The sequence below is a fragment of the Micromonospora sp. DT4 genome (assembly GCF_049841675.1).
Lineage (GTDB): Bacteria > Actinomycetota > Actinomycetes > Mycobacteriales > Micromonosporaceae > Micromonospora.
Genome location: NZ_JBNCKT010000038.1, coordinates 1 through 17178 on the forward strand (window position 1 = coordinate 1; position 17178 = coordinate 17178).

Genomic DNA, 17178 nt, shown 5'->3' on the forward strand with positions numbered 1-17178 from the left:
ACCATCGACATCGCCACCATCAAGATCTGGCTCCGCGACCTCGCCCGCGAAACCTGATCCACAAGACACGGCCTAGTCGCGATCCGGCCCCGATGCCATATCGAGGTCCCCGCCTCGCGGAGCCGTGCCAACCAACGCCGCATCGGCCCATCGATGACTTGCTCGTTGCACATCAACGATCACGGAGCCGTCCACGGCTGGGAATACCGACCTTTGGTCCGACCTTGTGTACCGACCTTTGGTCCGACCACCCCCTGAGCTGGGCATTCAGGATGGACCTTGAGCCTCAGCAAGATCGTTTCGGCGACCCTCGGAGGTACATTGAGCGCACCCAGGCCGGCCGCGATTGTCGACCGGGTTGACACAGACTGCTGGAGGCAGCCGGTGACCCGCCCCAGTCCGTACGTTCGCCGACGATGGCTAGGACGCGAGATCAAGCGACTGCGTGACGAGCACGCGATGCCGGCTGAAAAACTCGCACGCGCCGTCGGGTTTCCGCGTCAACAGCTCAGCGCCTTGGAGAACGGCCATCTCGGCCCCGACATCGATCTGGTCAGCGTGATCTGTGACTATCTGGCCGTCGGCGTCAAGCGGCGGGCAGCCATCATGGACGCGGCGACCGATGGCTGGGCGCGCGGATGGTGGATGGCCGACGCGCAACGAATGGGCCTCCGTCAGGCCACCTACGCCGACCTGGAAAGCGGCGCCGAATCCATCACCGAGTACGCCTTGGCGCTGTTTCCCGGCCTGCTCCAGACGACCGCGTTCGCCGACGCTCGGCTGCGCAGCGAACCTGCCCGTCACACCGAGACCTTCGACCCCGCCGCGGCGGTCGCCGCCAGGGCGCACCGGCAGCAACTACTGCTCGCCGCCGATGGGCCGCGCTACGACCTCCTCCTCGACGAGATCGCGATCCGACGCTGCGCCGCCGAAGCGCACATCGTCGCCGACCAACTCCGGCACCTCATCGACGTCTGCGCGACGCACCCCACCGTGACCATCCAGGTGCTGCCGATCGGCATATCGATCAAGGGCCACAGCGCCTATAAATCGGCGTACTCGATCTACCGCTACCGCGCCACGCCGAACTCCCTGGCCGTCGCAGTCGACACCCTCACGAATGATGTGATTTACACCGAGATGGAGGAGGTCCAGCCCTACCTGAGCCTGCACAGCCGGCTGAAGGCCGCCTCACTCGCACCTGACCTCAGCATTCGCCTGCTCCGCGACGCGGCGCAGAGCCTGTCACCCATCGAAGGAGTCTCCGCATGACCGCACAATTCACGGGATGGCGCAAGTCCACCCGCAGCGACGACGGCAACTGCGTCGAGGTCGCCAGCGCCGGCGACGGCACCGTCGGCGTGCGCGACTCGAAGAACAGCGCCGGCCCCGTCCTGGCATTCGAGCCCGCCGCCTGGAGCGCCTTCACCGGGAGCGTCCGAGCTGGCACGTTCAACCGTTGATCCCTGGCTCTGACCACAGCAGGGCGGCACGCTCGGTGACGAGAATGCGAGTGGCGCGGCTGTGAGGCTGATCGGCCGGCGCCCGGTCAGGGGCACCCGCCTCAGAAATTGGCGGCCACAAGATCAGGGCAGTCGACGGCGGGACCGCGCGACGCTCGCTGGTGCTGAAATACTATTCATGGCCGCCGAAGCGTCGCGCGTCATCGCGCTGATGGAAGGTTCATGTGCCGTGGAGGTAGCTTGTGCCGCGCCACCCTGAAGCGATCATTGAGCCGAATGTCCTGCTCAGTGAGGCCCGCAAGTCCCGGTCGTCGCCGAACCGACGTGGCCAGCAAATGTCGCGCACCGAGCTTGCCGACGCGGTGAACAGCAGCCTCGATCGGCTTCACCCTGGCCGGGACATGACGGCGCAGTACGTCGACTCCCGGTGGATCGGCAAACTCGAACGCGGGGAGCACCGCTGGCCCAGCGTCGAGCGACGCGTCGCCCTCTGCCACGTGCTGACCGTCACCGACGATGCCCGGCTCGGCCTCTACAGCCCACGCCGCTCGCCCGACGCTCCACCCGAGTACTCCGGTCCGCAGCCAGCAGCGCCAACCGCATCGGTGACCCGCATCCGCGTCGACGACTCGCTCATCGCCGGCCAGCCAGACGCGGTCGAAGTGTGGCTGGCCGAACTCCACCGCCTCACACAGCAGGCCGGCCCCTACGTAACCCCGCACCTTGGTACCCAGGTCCGCCAACACCTCGACGTCCTCGATCACCTGCAAAGCAACGGCGGCCGACCGCACCTGGCGAGCGTCGACGCCCGGTGGTCGGAATACATGAGCTGGGTCGCCGACAACAGTGGGGCCTCGGATGGTGGCTCATGGCTGGACCGATCGCACCGCCGGGCGAACGAAGCCGGTGACCAGCTGCTCGGCGCATACATCCTCATGCGCCAAAGCCAACGCGCCCTCGACGACGGCGCCGTCCGCGCCGCGATCACGCTGTCCCGCCGATCACTCACCCACGGCCCGGTGCCGCCCCGCACACGCACCCTGTGCCTGACGCGATTGGCTGAAGCGCTGGCCAGCAACGGCGACGACGACACCGACAACGTGATCACCGCTGCCCGCCGAGGGCTGCAGAGCGCCACCAACGACGCCGAGGACGAGTTCGCCAGCCACTGCGACCTGCGCTACGTCACCGCGGTCGACGCGCGTTGCCGGCAACTGCTCGGCGACACGCTCTCCGCCGGTGCGATATTCAACGAGCTTTTGGACGGCGACAACCAGGTACCCCTGCTCGACGCCGGAATTTGGTACGCACACCTCGGCGAGTGCTACCTGCCCGACGACCCAGAGCGGGCAGCGGGCCACGGCATGAACGCCCTGCGGCTCGCCAACGAGACGGGCTCGTACCGCGCCATCCGAGCGTCACAGCCGCTCGCCATCGCGCTGCGCCGCCACACCACCCTCGCCCCCGTGCGAGCCTTCGTCGATGCTCACCGCGCTGCGGTGCTCAGCCGGTGACAAGATGACCGAGTGGATTTAATCCCCATGACCACCAGCACCGAGATCGCCGCCCAGACACCGACGGTCGCGGTGCTGCCAGTCGGCAGCTTCGAGCAGCACGGATCGCACCTGCCGCTGGCCACAGACACAATCATCGCCGCGGCGATCGCCACGTCAATCGCCGCACGGTACAACGTTCTCGTTCTGCCGCCGATCACCGTGTCCTGCTCGCACGAGCACGCCGCGTGGCCAGGAACCGTCAGCATCAGCCATAAGACTCTCTCGGCCATCGTCGAGGACATCCGGGACTCACTCGCCAACAACGGGATCACGCGGTTGGCCATCGTCAACGGCCACGGCGGCAACTACGTGCTCAGCAACATCGTCCAGACCGCCAACGCGTCAAAGCCGGGCGTGATGACGCTGTTCCCGACCCGGGCTGACTGGGACCAGGCACGGGCAGCCGCCGATCTAGAGACTGACGCGCATCGCGATATGCACGCCGGCGAATTGGAGGTCTCCATCCTGCTGCACAGCTGCCCGGACGCCGTCCGCCCCGGCGTTGCGCAAGGCGACCACCTCGCTGACGAACGCGCCATGCTCCTTGTGCATGGCATGGGTGCGTACACGCAGACAGGCGTCATCGGCCAGCCATCGGCCGCGAATAGGGAGAAAGGACACGCGCTGCTCCACAGTTTGACCGAAGCCTTCGGTCGCCACTTGTCAGCCATGGGCGTCGAACGACAGTCCTCAGCGGGGCGCTGGTGACCCTTGGGTCGAATTATTGAGCTGTTGGATATCGAATCCGCACTGTCGTCGAGCGAATTCGTTTAATCACCGTCAACAGTAAGGCGTCCGGGCAGGCCGGCGCGCGCGAACGTGAAAGGGAGGGCCAGTGCGACGCTATCTGGACACCGATGTGGTGCCCAACACTCAGCTCAGCGAAGCTCGCCGAAGAACAGCTTCGCCCACAAGTTCCGCAGAGGGCATGTCCCGCAGCGAACTGGTCGATGCGATCAATGCGAGGCTCCGTGACCACGCTCCTGGACGCAACCAGGCGGCCATCGCCGTCGATGTTCGCTGGCTCGCCAAGCTCGAACGCGGCGAGGTCCGTTGGCCCAGCGAGGAGCGCCGCACCGCCCTGCGCCACGTCCTCGACGCCACCACCGACGAGGACCTCGGTGTTCATCGACCGATGTGCCGGGACCTGTAGTTGCCTCGCCATCCGGACACGGTGATCACGCCGAACACCCCACTCAGCGACGCCCGCCAGCGACTGCCATCACCCCGGCGGGCAGGCCAGAGCATGTCGCGCAGCGAACTGGCCGACGCCGTCAACACCGCCCTCGACCGGCTCTACCCCAGGCGTAACCTCACCGCCCACTACGTCGACTCCCGCTGGATCGGCAAGCTCGAACGCGGCGAACACCGCTGGCCCAGCGAAGAACGCCGCGCTGCCCTCCGCTATGTCCTCGGCGCCGTCACCGACACTCAACTCGACCTCTACATCCCACGACGGACTGATATCACCAGTGGCACCGGCCATTTCACCGGTCAGCCGTCACCGGGGAGTTGGGACGAGACGATCTATGAGCTGCGCGCCCAGTGGCACCTGCTGGTTCAGAACGACAAGCTGTTCGGACCGCAGTACGCGCTCATCGGCGTCACTGCCCAGCTCACGCTTGTCGATCGGCTGCTCGTTGAGGTGCCAACGTCATTCCGCCCCAGCCTCGTCCGCCTCGCCGCCCAGTACGCCGAGTCCGCAGCATGGTTGAACCAGTCGCTCGACGACGCCCCGGCCGCTCATCGCTGGACCGGGAAGGCGCTCTCCTGGACCGATCAGATCGCTGATCCGGTCATGACGGCGTGGGCGATGTATCGCAGCAGCCAGTACTGGCTCATCGCCGGGAAGCCGCATCGTGCTGTCGAACGGGCCGGTGCCGCCATGGTCAATGACACGAAGGTGCCCAGCCCGGTGCGGGCAGCGCTTCGCGTTCAGCATGCTCATGCGCTCGCCGCAGTTGGGGAGAATCGTGAAGCGATGCAGCTCCTTGACGACGCGCATCGTTGGGCCGCCGACCGTGGCCCAGGTAAGCCCGAAGGGGAGCACGGCTCTTACTGCACGAGTGGGTACATCGAAGTTCACCGCGGGACCTGTCTCCGGCTCGGGCAGCGTCCCGAGGAGGCCATCGCGGTGCTGGACGCGGCGCTGCCGTCGATCCCGTCGCTTCATCGCCAGGACTTCACCTCAGCCCTGCTGACCAAGGCCGCAGCGCATGTCGCGGCCGACCAGCCCGACCAGGCCGCCGCCACCGCGCGTATCGCGCTGCCGGTCGCCCGTCGCGCTGGATCGCGGCGCATTTTGCACCAACTGGCCCAGATCGGATCGGCGGTAGACGAGCACCGTCACCTGGCCGACGTTCGCGCGTTCCTCGACGACCTTGTGGAGACCCCCTGATGGCATCAGAGGTAGAGCTGGCCGCGATGCGGCACGCCATCACGCTGTCGGCCCTTGGGCTGGGCACCACGAGCCCGAACCCGCCCGTCGGATGCGTCATCCTGAGCCAGGATGGAACGATCGTGGGTGCAGGGTTTCACCGCCGCAAGGGCGAGCCGCACGCCGAAGTGCACGCCCTCACCGCCGCTGGAAACGCGGCTCGTGGCGGGACAGCCGTCGTCACGCTTGAGCCATGTAACCATGTCGGTGTCACACCGGCGTGCCGCCAAGCGCTGCTCGACGCCGGCGTTTCCCGCGTCATCATCGGCGTCATCGACCCAACCTCGCGCGGCGAAGGCGGTGCCGCAACGCTCGCTGCCGCAGGCGTCGAGGTCGAAACCGACGTGCTGCACGACGAAGCCCTCACGGTGCTTAGCCCCTGGCTGACCGCAACCACGCGCCGGAGACCCTACCTGACATGGGCGTACGCCCCCGACGACGGGCGTCAACAGGCGGCGCAGGGACGTCTTCTGCTCGATCTTCGCGGTGGCGCGGATCTCGTCGTGGCGGACAAGACCCTCTACGAGGGTATCCCCGGCGGTCACACCGCAGAGCATTTCGCACTGCCGGGGGAAGCCGATATTGACGTCGGCCCGCTGCGGTGGTTGTCGGCCGCCTACGCAGTCGGCGCACGTAGCGTGCTCGTCGTCGGGCATGAGTACGCCGAAGCACTGCGATCGCAGCTGCACGCCATCGACGAGGTCATCATCTCTGTATCGCGAGCTGATCCGTCCAAGGCGCTTAACACCGTCGACGCCGGCCTCATACCCAACGACTTCCACCTCGTTGCAATGACCACAGCTGCGGACTCGTTAAGGGTCCACCTGCGGCGCTCCGCGCACAACATGGAGTAGCACCCCAGCACCCCTCCGACGCTTCGCCAATGAACAGGTTCGCCGGCGTCTCATGCGTCTCATGCCGCCTCACACAGAACGCGGACCACGCCGATTCCCTCGCAATGGCCAGTACTGACGCTGGCCGCCTGGAGCTCCTCCTCGCCTGAGTGGCCTGTCGGGTGAGCAACGGGGGTCGCTCGGCGTGAGGCATCGACTGACGCCTTCTCCCGCTGGCTCTGGCAGCGCCCCGAACCGACGTCGTGGCACCCAAGCCGGCCGCTGACGACCGTGCGCTTGCGGGGTGGTTTGTCCAGCTCAGCACCTGGTCGGACCGTAGGTCGGTACACAAGGTCGGACCATAAGTCGGTATTCCCAGCCCTCTTGTGAGGGGTGATCCTGGGCACACGAAGTGATGGCACCAGGTCCATCAACCACCGGGATCGGCGACAACAGCCGGGATCCCCAGAGGCCGAGGCCCGCCCGATCGACAAGGAAGGTTCCCTGGTGCAAACGATCAGCCCTGGCGTATCTTCAACTGCTCTTACCAGTGACAATAGAGAATCCCACACCGAGGTCTTCAAACAATTGATCGATGTCTGCGTCGATTTCAAGTTGCAAGACCAGATCTACCGGCAACGGAGGAGTCCCGAGCAGATCCGGGACATCCTCGTCCGTGAACTGCCCGAGCACCCTACCGACCTGGCCGAGATCCTCGACGACTTCCGGCACTCGGTGCTGCCGCTGTGCAAGAACGAGAACAGCCCGTACTTCCTCGGGTTTGGCGACACCGGAGACGATCCGGCCGCGCTGGCGGGCGGGCTACTGGCGCTGTTTACCCAGCAAAACCTGATCAACCAAAGCTTCGACTCGCCCAGCGCGACCTTCGTCGAGATCGCCACCTTGCGGTGGCTGCGCGAACTACTCGGATACACGAACCTCCCGGTACCTGATCTCACCTGCGTATGGAATGTCGGTGGCCTGGTCACGACAGGTGGCACGTCGAGCAACACGGTGGCCATGATGTTGGCGAGGGAGCAGCGGGCGCCGGGCTGCATGGTCCGGGGCGTGTCCGACCCGGGCCAGTTCGGCGTCATCGTCCCCCGTGGCATCGGGCACTACAGCGTGAGGAGCGCGCTGACCTGGATCGGCTGCGGCGCTCAGATCATCGAGGTTGACACCATCGACTTCCGTTACGACTTGCAGGCGCTCAAGCGGACCCTGCACGAGCACAAGGGCCGCGTCATGTCGGTGGTCGCGTACGCCGGAGACAGCCGAACGCAGACAATCGAAAACCTGCGCGCCGTGCACGACGTGGTGCGCTCTACGGACGAGTCAATCTGGCTGCACGCGGACGCTTGCTGGGGCTTCGTGTGTACCTTTAGCGAGGCCCTGCGGCCCCGCGTCGATGGCATTGCCGAGTACGACAGCGTGACGGTCGATCCACACAAGGTCATGGCGGTGCCGTACAGCGTCAGCGCTCTGCTCGTCAAAGTACCCGAGCACCTTCGCATGATCACCAGCTATTCCGACCTCATCATGCAGGAGGACTTTGCCTTCGGACAGATCACACCATTCATTGGAACCAAACCGTGGGCGTCGCTCAAGCTGTGGATGATGATGCGCGCCCACGGACGCGCCGGGCTCGCCGCAATGATCGAGCGCCGGATGGAGATCACGCGGGCGTTCGTCGAGGCGGTTGACCAGCGGCCCCGCTTCCTGCGGCTACACGATCCAGACCTCACGGCCGTGGCGTTTCTCTACCTCCCCACGGACGTCGACCCCACCCGGCCGGACATCGATCGCGTCAACACCGTGAACAAGGAGATCCACCGCCGCCTTCTCGAGGTTGGCCAGTGGCACCTGCACCAGTTCAGCATCCCCGACCCCGGGGTACTGCGAACCGGCGAAATCCTGCATCCACTCCGATTCATGGGCGCGAATCTACGTATCGAGGAGCGCCACATCCGCGGCATCCTCGGACATGTGCAGGCGCTTGGTGCTGAAATCGAAGAGTCCTGCTAACCGGATCCCCGTCGTCACTCACCCTGGGAGGCAGATGATGGATATTCAATCCGAAAAATTCCGCGCGGTCTACCACGCGCCCGGCATCTACGAGCAGGTACTGCTGCCACACTTCTTCGACGGTGTGGAGGATGTCGACCTGGTGGCACGGCTCATGCTTGAGCACTACGGGCAGCCTGGCAACGACCGACGGCTCAACGTCCTGGATCTCGGTTGCGGGACCGGGCGGGTCACCACCGTTCTGGCCCCATACGCCGCAACGCTGTACGGCATCGATAGCGGCGGACCGATGATCGCAGCCTTCCGCCAGCGGTTCCCGGACGCCCAGGCCGCGTGCCTGGACATCCGGGAGGCGGTCGAGGCGATGCATGCCAAGGGCCTGGCAGGCACGTTCGACGTAGTCGGCGCGTTCTGGTCCTTGAGCTACCCCATCCTCGATCTGTTCGAGGAGATGACATCCGAAGGCATCCGCCCGCGAGCCGACGCGGCGGATGCCCGCAGGCGAGCCGACGGATTTGTGCGCGACGTCCTGAGCCTGGTCGCCCCGAATGGCCGCCTGATCGTCATGTTCTTCGACTCCGAAACGCCCGAGCAGCGACTCGTCACCCAACTCTGGGAGCAGATCGCCCCATTTCCCGGCACTGGCCGCGGATACGCCCGTGAGATTGTCATCGAGGGACTACGGGACGCCGAGTCGCGCGGCGAGGGCCGCCTGGTCCACACCCGTCGTGGCGGTGTCGCCGCAGCTCCGACTCCGGACGCGGCGCGCCGGTGGTTTGAGATCGTGCACCTCAAGTCGTTCCCCGCACTGGTCTCCGACCCCACGACCCGAGCCGCGGTTGAACGCTTCGCCAGGGAGCACGAGCAGCCATCGGGCGAGGTCCTTATCCCCTCGGGAGTCCATCTCATCGACTTCTGGAAGATCGAGAGCCGCGCGCATGTGGCGGGGTCGGCGCCGGCGTCGCTGACGCGGAGGCTCCGATGATCAATGAGCTGCTCGCCGACGCGAGCCGGGTTCTGCACAAGCTTGTTGGCACCGCCGGCTACGGCCTCGTCTACGGCTCCCATGCCCGTGGTACCGCCAGCCCTCAGTCAGACCTGGACCTTCTCCTCATCACCGATGAAGTGCCCGACCGGATGGATACCGCAGCGCTCGTCAGCGAGGTGCGGAGCCTGCACGCCCGGCACGGATTGGACCTTGACGAGGAGGTGGCGTACGAGGTCAAGCTCTTCGCCCGTACCGATGAGGTGATTCAAGCCATCGCGCTCGGCGGCTTTGTCATCGACCCTTCGGGCCGGCTGTCGATTCCGCCGGTAGTCGCAGAACCGGGGTTCTTGAACTCGACACCGTTCAAGCTCCGCCTGATCCTCAACGCGCTCACCAGCCCTCACATCTTCCTGGGCGGAAACGTCGAGCGCTACCGCGAACACCAAGCGCAGGCGAGCAACGCGGTGGCACTGCTGGCCCTGTCAATGGTCGATGAAACCGAACGGATCTCCATAACCCACCTCGTCCACATGCTGATCAGTGATCCCGGTAGCGGCAGCCATGGCAAGGACTACCTTGGCTACGCCTCCTCGGACACAGCCGCTCTGCATGGTCTGGTCCAGTGCGGCTTGGCTGGCTTGAGCACTGCCGACGCGACCCGCGCCGTTGACGGGGTGCTCGTGGAACAGCGTGCACAGATACGAAGATCACTCGTCGCCCGCTGTGGGGGCGGCAAACCATGACGGAGTCGAGCGGCTCGGCCGGTAGGCTGCCGATGTCAGTTGCGTGCCAAACAATCACAGCTTGTGATGGACGAGAAGGAAGACGCCCGAGTGACCGACGCCGTCGCAACCAAAAACCTGGTGGAGTCCGCGGTGTCCGCGGCCATGACCCAGGTCCTGCCAGCCGATCTGGCCGGCGGCGACCCCCTGGTGCGACGATCCGACCACGCCGACTTCCAGTCCAACGTCGCCCTCGCGCTAGCCAAGCAGGCCCGCCGGTCACCCCGTGAACTGGCCCAGTCCCTGGCCGAAGCGATCAACGACCAGACCGTCTCCGCGACAGTGTCTGGACCCGGCTTCCTCAACCTGCGGGTGAGGGACGGGGCGATCTGGGACCGGGTCAACGATCGAATGAGCGACGAGCGGCTCGGTATCGGCACGCCGGCGACCGGCGAGCGCGTCGTAATCGACTACTCGGCACCTAACATCGCCAAGGAAATGCACGTCGGGCACCTGCGGACCACGATCATCGGCGATGCCCTCGCTCGTGTCCTGGACTTTCTCGGTGCCGAGGTGGTTCGCCAGAATCACCTCGGTGACTGGGGCACCCAGTTCGGCATGCTCATCCAGTATCTCGACGAGCACCCCGAGCTGCCCTGGCGGCAGCAGGACACGCTTGTGGACGCCACCAGCACGGTGTCCACGCTCGACGGGCTCTACCGCGCCGCCCGTGCGCAGTTCGACGCCGATACGGCCTTCGCCGACCGAGCTCGATCCAGGGTCGTCGCCCTCCAGTCCGGCGACCTGGACACCCTCGCCGTCTGGCGCGATCTTGTCGGTGAATCCCAGCACGCCTTCCAGGCCCTCTACGACCGCCTCGGAGTGCTACTCACCCCTGCCGACTCGGCAGGCGAGTCCACCTACAACCCCTACCTCGGCGATGTCGTGGACGAGTTGACCGCCGCCGGCATCGCGGTGCCCAGCGAGGGCGCGCTGTGCGTCTTCTTCGAAGACATCATCGGCCCGGACGGTGATCCGGTCCCATTGATCGTGCGTAAGAACGACGGCGGCTTCGGCTACGCCGCGACCGATCTGGCCACGATCCGATACCGCATCCGCGATCTGAAGGCCACCCGCATCCTCTACGTCGTCGACGCCCGCCAGGCCCTGCACTTCCGCATGATCTTCGCTACCGCACGGCGAGCCGGATGGCTGACCCACGGCGTCGACGCCGTACACGTTCCCTTCGGCACCGTGCTCGGCCCTGATGGGCGACCGTTCAAGACCCGCTCCGGCGGCACCGTTCGCCTCAGCGAACTACTCGACGCCGCTGTCGACGGCGCGCGCACCGTCATCGCCGAGAAGGCGCACGGCCTGGACGCCGCGACCCTCGACCACGTTGTGCAGGCCGCCGGCATCGGCGCGGTCAAGTACGCCGACCTGTCCACCTCCCGCACCAAGGATTACACGTTCGACATCGGCCGAATGGTCGCGCTCTCCGGCAACACCGGCGTCTACCTCCAGTACGCCCACGCCCGGATCCAATCAATCCTTCGCAAGGTCCCTGGAAGCAAGACCGTTGGGCAGGTCGACGCGACCCTGCCGCTACACCCCACCGAGCGCGCACTCATCCTTTCCCTCGACGAGTGCGAGGAAATCCTCACCGAGGTCGCCACCACTCTCGAACCACACCGGCTGTGCGGCTACCTGTTCGAACTCGCCAAGGCGTATACCGAGTTCTACGAGTCCTGTCCTGTGCTGCGCGCAGACACCCCCGCTCAGCGCGACAACCGAATTGCGCTGTGCCAGTTCACTGGCCGTACCCTCGCCACCGGCCTCAACCTACTCGGTATAGAAGCACCACCGAGGATGTGATCAAGGCCGGGCGGCCGCCTGTGCTGCCCTTGCCCGCCGGGCAGGGCCGTTTCGTAGTGGGCGACGCGTGCGGTGAGCTGGGGATCTGTGGGTTGAGTGGCTCGACTGGCGTCACCGTCGTGCTCACCAACCTCGCCCGCCTGGCAGTCCGCCCACTCCCCGGCCTGTTCGGCCACGCCTGCGGGCGGGTGCTCGCGCAGCGCTTCGTCGCCGGCGCATACGGCTGGAGGCGCTTGTCGAAAGCCCGGTTGATAGCCGGGTTTCTGCCAGGAAGTAGGGCGGGGTGGGTTCGTATCCGGCTGCGGTGTAGAGCCGCAGGGCGCGGTGGTTGTGTCGGCCTGCCTCGAGCCGGAGGTGCCGTACGCCGTATGTCAGGGCTTCTCCTATTCGAGTCGCCGTAGCAGTTGGTGAGTCGCCACCTCACCCCGCCGCCGCGCCGTGGGCAGCGCGGTGATGCCCCTATGTCAAGTTTTGATTCGGTTGATCTTCGGCGGGGTAAGGGCGCGGCGGATCTCGGTGAAGACTTGGCGGGCGATGTAGCGCTTGAGCAGGCGCAGGATCTCTTTGCGGCTGGAACCGAGCGCCGTGCGGCGTGCTGCGTACTCGCGGGTGCGCGGATCATGCATAAGGCGGTTGTTGGCAATCGTCCATAGTGCGCTGTTGGCGGCGCGGTCACCACCGAGGTTGAGCCGGTGGCGTTGGGTCTTACCGCTGGAGTGCTCGACCGGGCTGACACCGCAGAGCGCGGCGAACGCGGCCTCGCTGCTCAGCCGGTCGGGGTTGTCGCCAGCGGTCGCGAGGAGCTGGGCTGCGGTGATCGGCCCGATGCCGGGCTGGTCCATCAGCCGGGAAGTGGTCTGGCGGACGATCGCCTCGACCTGGGCGGTGTTCGCGCGGACCTCGGTGTCGAGGAACTGCCAGCGGCGGGCCAGCGAGGCCAAGGCGAGGCTGATGCCGTCGGCGCCTGTCAGCGCGGCGCAGGCGGCGGCGAGGTGGTCGGTGCGCCGGCGGTCCAGCTGGGCGCGCTGGTCATCGTCGAGTTCGAGGATGACGCTACGGAGCTGCAGCTCGGCTTGGGTGCGTGATTTGGTCGCGCTGCGCCGGGCAACCAGTAGAGCCCGCAGCTGCCCGGCTGGTCCGGTGCGAGTCTTGGGGGTGGCGGTCGCGTCGCCGGAGAGAACCGCGAGGGCGGCGTTCTCGGCGTCAACGGGGTCGGACTTGCCTCGGCGACGCCGGGCGGCGCGGTCGGACCGGTTGACCTCGAACACGGTGATACCGCGGCCGGTCAGGAACTAGGCAAGCCGGTAGCCGTAGCTGCCGGTACCCTCCACGCCCGCCTGGGCGAGCTGCCCAAACCCGGCGCCCCACTGCCACAGGTCAGCGTGGTGGGCGTCGTCGGTGGGAAAGCTGGCTATGCCGAGGCGCCGGCCGAGCGCGTCGAGGGTGACCGCGACGTGCAGATCCTTGTGGGTGTCGACGCCGAGGGTGATCACGGATGCTGCTGCCATGGGGACCCTTCCACACGAGCTGACCGAGGGGTTTGCGACCGTCGGCCAGTCCGTGGACAGGACACTCACCGTGCAGGTCAACGCACCTATCGGGTCACAGCGGGCGTGGCCGCGATCGCGGCGAGAACGCCGGGTGATTGCACTCGGCGGCGTGGGCGGGTGGTGCCGGGAGCTGCGCGGATACCGCCGTCAGTGCGCGGCTCGGTACCGCCGGGCGCGGTCTCGGAACGCCTTGTCGCCTCCTTCGAGGATCTGCCGGGCGGCGTCGGCGACCGCCGGTTCGTCGATGGCGCCGCAGGCCACCACGCGGCTCTTGTCGATGGTGGCGTCGAGGGCGAGGATCATCTCGGCGTCGCCGAGTATGGGGATGTTCGGATTGTGAGTGGCGACGATGACCTGTCGGCGGTTGGAGACCTCGGCCAGCTGCCGGACGACCTGGTCGTAGATGTAGCGGTTGTCCAGGTCGTCCTCCGGCTGGTCGATGATCAGCGGATTACTGCCGGTGACCAGGGCGAGCGACAACATGGCGGTGGCCTTCTGTCCGGGGCTAACTCTGCGGACGTCGAGCCAGCGGGGCTCGTCGTTGTCACTGAGGTTGATCTCGACCACGATGCGGTCGGGGGTGTCGCACTGCTCGATTTGCCGTACTTTGCCGGCGGTCAGGGTGTGCAATTTCGCGGCGGTGTTCTCGCTGACGCCGAGCTTGACGAGTTGTTCCTCGTTGGATTTGAGGGCGGTGACGAGCACTGCGGGGGATGTGTCGGCCAGCTTGGTGATCTGGTCGCTGCGGACGTTCTTCCCGGCGACCAGTTGGGTCAGTAGGTCTTGTAGGTCGGTTCGGTCGGCTTGGGGCTGCACGACGACCCGGACCCGGCCGCCAACTGTGACGGTCAGGTTCGCTGCGGCGGTCTGCAGAAGTTGCGAGATGGCTCGCCTGGCGGCTCGCAATTCGTCGATCTGGTCGGCGTGTACGGCGTGGAGTTCCTCGAGGCGCTGTCGCTGTGCCGGGGTCTTGGCGACGGCGCGTTCGAGGTCGGCGGCGGTGCGTTGGAGGCGGGCGAGCTCGTCCGGGTTGGTGAGGCCGGCGTCGGCCAAGGCCACGTTGATCTGGTGCCGGCGTGTTTGAACCAGAGCCTGGTGTTCTTCGACGGCCGGTTCGAGCGTGCTCAGTCCCAGGCGTACCGCATCGAGGATCGTGTTCACGGCTGCTCGTATTGTGGACTCGGCTTGGGCGGCGGCGCCGATGAGGGCCGCCGGGACGACGTCGTGCTCGCGGACGGCGGGGCGTGCGGCGGCGGAACGGATCTGCTCCACGATCGGCTCCACCCCCTTCAGCCAGGTCCTCACCGCGGCGACCTCCGCCTGGACCGCGGTGAGTTCGCGGGAGGCGGCGACGTGCTGCTCCGCCCCGTGCTGACCGGCGACCTCCAGCTGGTCACGGATGTCCCTAAGCTTCTCCTCGCTGTCCGCCGAGCGGGCTAGGGTCGCCTCGAGCTTGCCGAGGTCGGCGTTGGTCGCCTCCAACTCGCGCAGGCAACGTTCCTGCTCGGCGTGAGCGGCGGTGAGATCCGGGTCTGCCGAGATCGCGAGGAACTGGCGCAGCCCGGACTGATCGTCGGCGAGCAGGGCGAGTTCACGTTGGCCGTAGACGCTGACGCTGAAGCGGCGCGAGACGTCGAGTTCGGTGTCGAGGCCGTTGCGCAGCAGCTGCGGCGGCGTATCGTCGCCGGATCGGGTGATCTCGTAGCGCTGCTGGTCGGCGGTTACCACGCCGAGGGTGGCCGTCGCGTTGGCCGAGAAGTTCGCGACCCGGTTGTTCCGGTTGTCGTCCGTCTTCGGGGCGGGTGCGGCGCAAGCGTGCCTGACGATCTCAATCGTGGTGGACTTTCCCGCGCCCTTGCCGCCGATGATGGCGTTCAAACCTGGCCCGAGATCGAGGGCAAGGCCGTCGTGGAAACCACCTGTAACGGTTAGCCGGGTCAGGCGCGGCCATGTGGGGTCGGTGCCGTCGAGGAACTGCAGACCGGGAACCCGCCCGAACTTGGCGCGGTGGGGCTCCTGGAGCCGGATCCGCTGGTCGGGCATCAAGAACGCCTGGCGCAGGCTCTCCAAGGTCGGGGGCGTGCCCAGCTTCAGGTAGACCGCGCGTCGACCGACGGTCTCAAGATCGCGGACATCTCCGGAGATGAACCACGCGGGGCGGTGCTGACCGAACTGGGAGCGCGGGTTGCGCAGGACATCGGCGCCCTCATTTCCCCACACGTCGAAGCCGGCGACGAAGCCACTCTGCGCGATTTGCGCGCTTGTGTTGCAGACGTTGCGCGCGAACAGGCCGATGTCTTTGGCGGTGGAGTGCGGCGCGAGCACCAGCGCCCCATACGTCTGCGCAGCGGTCTTGACCAGGTCCAAAGGGGAACCGACCGTGGTCGGGTTCGGCTCACGCCGCTCGGTCAACGCCGGCGGGCTGTTGGGCGGGAACAAGTGCGAGAGGAACTGTTGGCCGCGCTGATAACCGTCGTCGTTGCAGTCCCAGATCGCCATCAGATGGCATTTGTTGACGTTGAACTCGATCCCGGGAAACACCACCACGCCGTGACGACGGGCCGCCGCGGCAAGCTCGGGATACCAGGCGAGGGTGTTGTGATCGGTGACCGCGATGACCGACACCCCCGCGTCGGCATGCGCTTTGATCAGCGTTTCGGCGAACGCGGCGTTCGGCGACGGGCCACCGACGTCGCCGTACTTCTGGTGGAAGTCGGCCGGCGTGTGGACCTGAAGATCTGCCAGCACCCATCGGGAGTAACCCACGAAGAGAGACGATAGATCCACGCGCGCGGCCGGGACGACTTCATTGACGCGCCACGCCGTGACTCCCCGGGGTGGCGCGTCAGGTGAGTGCACGGCGGCGGTGGGAGCGAGCGGGCGGCGGTGGCGCGCCAGGGCGCTCTGACGAGGCGGGTGCTGGTGGGTTCACTTTGAACTGGGCAAGGCGGCCAGGCAGAGCCGCCAACTGCTGCGTCGAGGATGTCGCCGAGCCGAAGCCAAGCGTTTGGTCCAGTTGGAGAGGCTGGATTGGCGGTGAACCGCGCCCAACACCTACGGCAGCATCATCGTTGACATGCGCACCGGCCGGCCCGTGGACCTGCTGCCCGACCGGCACGCCGACACGTTCGCCGACTGGCTGCGCGCCCATCCCGGCGCGCAGGTGATCTGCCGTGACCGTGCGAGCGGGTACGCCGAAGGCGGACGGCTCGGCGCGCCGGACGCGATCCATGTCGCCGACAGGTTCCACCTGCTACAGAACCTCACCCAGGCCGTCGACCGGGTCGTGCGTGCACACCGCGTTTGTCTCAAGGACCGGCCGGAAGCCGAAGCCGTCGCCCAGCCGCGCCCGTCCACCGATGGTGAGCAGGGCCACCGCGCCGAGGTGACCAGACAACGGCACGCCGAAATCCACACCCTGCACGCCACTGGTGTCGGCACGACCGCGATCAGCCGAGCGTTGAACCTCGACGGCAAGACGGTGCGTCGCTACCTACGGGCGGCGACCGCGGACGAACTGCTCACCGAGACCGCCCCGCGCACCCGTGACCTCGACAAACACGCCGCCTACATCGCCGAACGGTGGAAGCAGGGCTGCACCAACGCCGTCCGGCTGACGGACGAGCTACGCGAACGCGGCTACCACGGTAGCGCACGCACGGTGCGCCGACTGCTGCAGACCTGGCGCGACGGCACGATCAAGCCGACCCCGTGACCCCGGTCGCGCCG

15 protein-coding genes are annotated in these 17178 nt (G+C 66.8%); 12 read left to right on the top strand and 3 right to left on the bottom strand.

Annotation, left to right across the window (positions count from 1 at the left end; genetic code table 11):
• Positions 1-384: 384 nt before the first annotated feature.
• The 11 genes from ACLQ24_RS13580 to argS all read left to right on the top strand — a co-directional run bounded on the left by ACLQ24_RS13580 (position 385) and on the right by argS (position 11899).
• Complete coding sequence (locus ACLQ24_RS13580; RefSeq protein WP_425891691.1) at positions 385-1272, top strand: helix-turn-helix domain-containing protein; 888 nt, start codon at positions 385-387, stop codon at positions 1270-1272.
• Entirely contained in the window at positions 1269-1463 is a 195-nt protein-coding gene (locus ACLQ24_RS13585; protein ID WP_425891693.1) for a DUF397 domain-containing protein, read from the top strand. Before ACLQ24_RS13580 ends, ACLQ24_RS13585 begins: the two co-directional genes overlap by 4 nt.
• A gap of 401 nt (positions 1464-1864) precedes the next feature.
• On the top strand, positions 1865-2977 hold the full coding sequence (locus ACLQ24_RS13590) for a hypothetical protein (protein WP_425891695.1): 1113 nt from the start codon (positions 1865-1867) through the stop codon (positions 2975-2977).
• 12 nt (positions 2978-2989) lie between these two features.
• A complete protein-coding gene (locus ACLQ24_RS13595; protein ID WP_425891697.1) occupies positions 2990-3727 on the top strand; it encodes a creatininase family protein in 738 nt (245 codons plus the stop codon).
• 220 nt (positions 3728-3947) lie between these two features.
• On the top strand, positions 3948-4172 hold the full coding sequence (locus ACLQ24_RS13600; protein WP_425891699.1) for a hypothetical protein: 225 nt from the start codon (positions 3948-3950) through the stop codon (positions 4170-4172).
• A 21-nt stretch (positions 4173-4193) separates the two neighbouring features.
• The gene (locus ACLQ24_RS13605) at positions 4194-5417 is read left to right on the top strand and encodes a hypothetical protein (RefSeq protein WP_425891700.1); all 1224 of its coding nucleotides are present in this window, start codon (positions 4194-4196) and stop codon (positions 5415-5417) included.
• A complete protein-coding gene (ribD, locus tag ACLQ24_RS13610) occupies positions 5417-6310 on the top strand; it encodes a bifunctional diaminohydroxyphosphoribosylaminopyrimidine deaminase/5-amino-6-(5-phosphoribosylamino)uracil reductase RibD (RefSeq protein ID WP_425891702.1) in 894 nt (297 codons plus the stop codon). The genes ACLQ24_RS13605 and ribD overlap by 1 nt, the downstream gene beginning before the upstream one ends.
• Positions 6311-6796: 486 nt before the next feature.
• On the top strand, positions 6797-8314 hold the full coding sequence (locus tag ACLQ24_RS13615) for a pyridoxal phosphate-dependent decarboxylase family protein (RefSeq protein ID WP_425891704.1): 1518 nt from the start codon (positions 6797-6799) through the stop codon (positions 8312-8314).
• 34 nt (positions 8315-8348) lie between these two features.
• Positions 8349-9299 (top strand): methyltransferase domain-containing protein, encoded by a 951-nt coding sequence (locus tag ACLQ24_RS13620; protein ID WP_425891706.1) that lies wholly within the window; start codon positions 8349-8351, stop codon positions 9297-9299.
• Positions 9296-10045, top strand: coding sequence for a nucleotidyltransferase domain-containing protein (locus ACLQ24_RS13625; protein ID WP_425891708.1), 750 nt, complete (start codon positions 9296-9298; stop codon positions 10043-10045). The genes ACLQ24_RS13620 and ACLQ24_RS13625 overlap by 4 nt, the downstream gene beginning before the upstream one ends.
• Before the next feature lie 66 nt (positions 10046-10111).
• On the top strand, positions 10112-11899 hold the full coding sequence (argS, locus tag ACLQ24_RS13630) for an arginine--tRNA ligase (protein ID WP_425891710.1): 1788 nt from the start codon (positions 10112-10114) through the stop codon (positions 11897-11899).
• 464 nt (positions 11900-12363) lie between these two features.
• Here the strand turns inward: argS and ACLQ24_RS13635 are convergent, their stop codons facing one another.
• The 3 genes from ACLQ24_RS13635 to ACLQ24_RS13645 form a co-directional block, all read right to left on the bottom strand.
• Positions 12364-13167, bottom strand: a complete 804-nt coding sequence (locus ACLQ24_RS13635) for an IS110 family transposase (RefSeq protein ID WP_425891712.1) — start codon at positions 13165-13167, stop codon at positions 12364-12366.
• A gap of 24 nt (positions 13168-13191) precedes the next feature.
• A complete protein-coding gene (locus tag ACLQ24_RS13640) occupies positions 13192-13407 on the bottom strand; it encodes an IS110 family transposase (protein WP_425891714.1) in 216 nt (71 codons plus the stop codon).
• 189 nt (positions 13408-13596) lie between these two features.
• Complete coding sequence (locus ACLQ24_RS13645; protein WP_425891716.1) at positions 13597-16215, bottom strand: TrlF family AAA-like ATPase; 2619 nt, start codon at positions 16213-16215, stop codon at positions 13597-13599.
• Between the two features lie 301 nt (positions 16216-16516).
• On the opposite strand from ACLQ24_RS13645, the gene ACLQ24_RS13650 reads away from it, so the two are divergent.
• Positions 16517-17164 (top strand): transposase, encoded by a 648-nt coding sequence (locus ACLQ24_RS13650; RefSeq protein WP_425891771.1) that lies wholly within the window; start codon positions 16517-16519, stop codon positions 17162-17164.
• Positions 17165-17178: the final 14 nt, after the last annotated feature.

Coding starts and splice junctions, on each gene's coding strand:
- ACLQ24_RS13585 (WP_425891693.1), top strand. CDS start 1,269: ATGACCGCACAATTCACGGGATGGCGCAAGTCCACCCGCAGCGACGAC.
- ACLQ24_RS13590 (WP_425891695.1), top strand. CDS start 1,865: ATGACGGCGCAGTACGTCGACTCCCGGTGGATCGGCAAACTCGAACGC.
- ACLQ24_RS13600 (WP_425891699.1), top strand. CDS start 3,948: ATGTCCCGCAGCGAACTGGTCGATGCGATCAATGCGAGGCTCCGTGAC.
- ribD (WP_425891702.1), top strand. CDS start 5,417: ATGGCATCAGAGGTAGAGCTGGCCGCGATGCGGCACGCCATCACGCTG.
- ACLQ24_RS13620 (WP_425891706.1), top strand. CDS start 8,349: ATGATGGATATTCAATCCGAAAAATTCCGCGCGGTCTACCACGCGCCC.
- ACLQ24_RS13625 (WP_425891708.1), top strand. CDS start 9,296: ATGATCAATGAGCTGCTCGCCGACGCGAGCCGGGTTCTGCACAAGCTT.
- argS (WP_425891710.1), top strand. CDS start 10,112: ATGGACGAGAAGGAAGACGCCCGAGTGACCGACGCCGTCGCAACCAAA.
- ACLQ24_RS13640 (WP_425891714.1), bottom strand. CDS start 13,407: ATGGCAGCAGCATCCGTGATCACCCTCGGCGTCGACACCCACAAGGAT.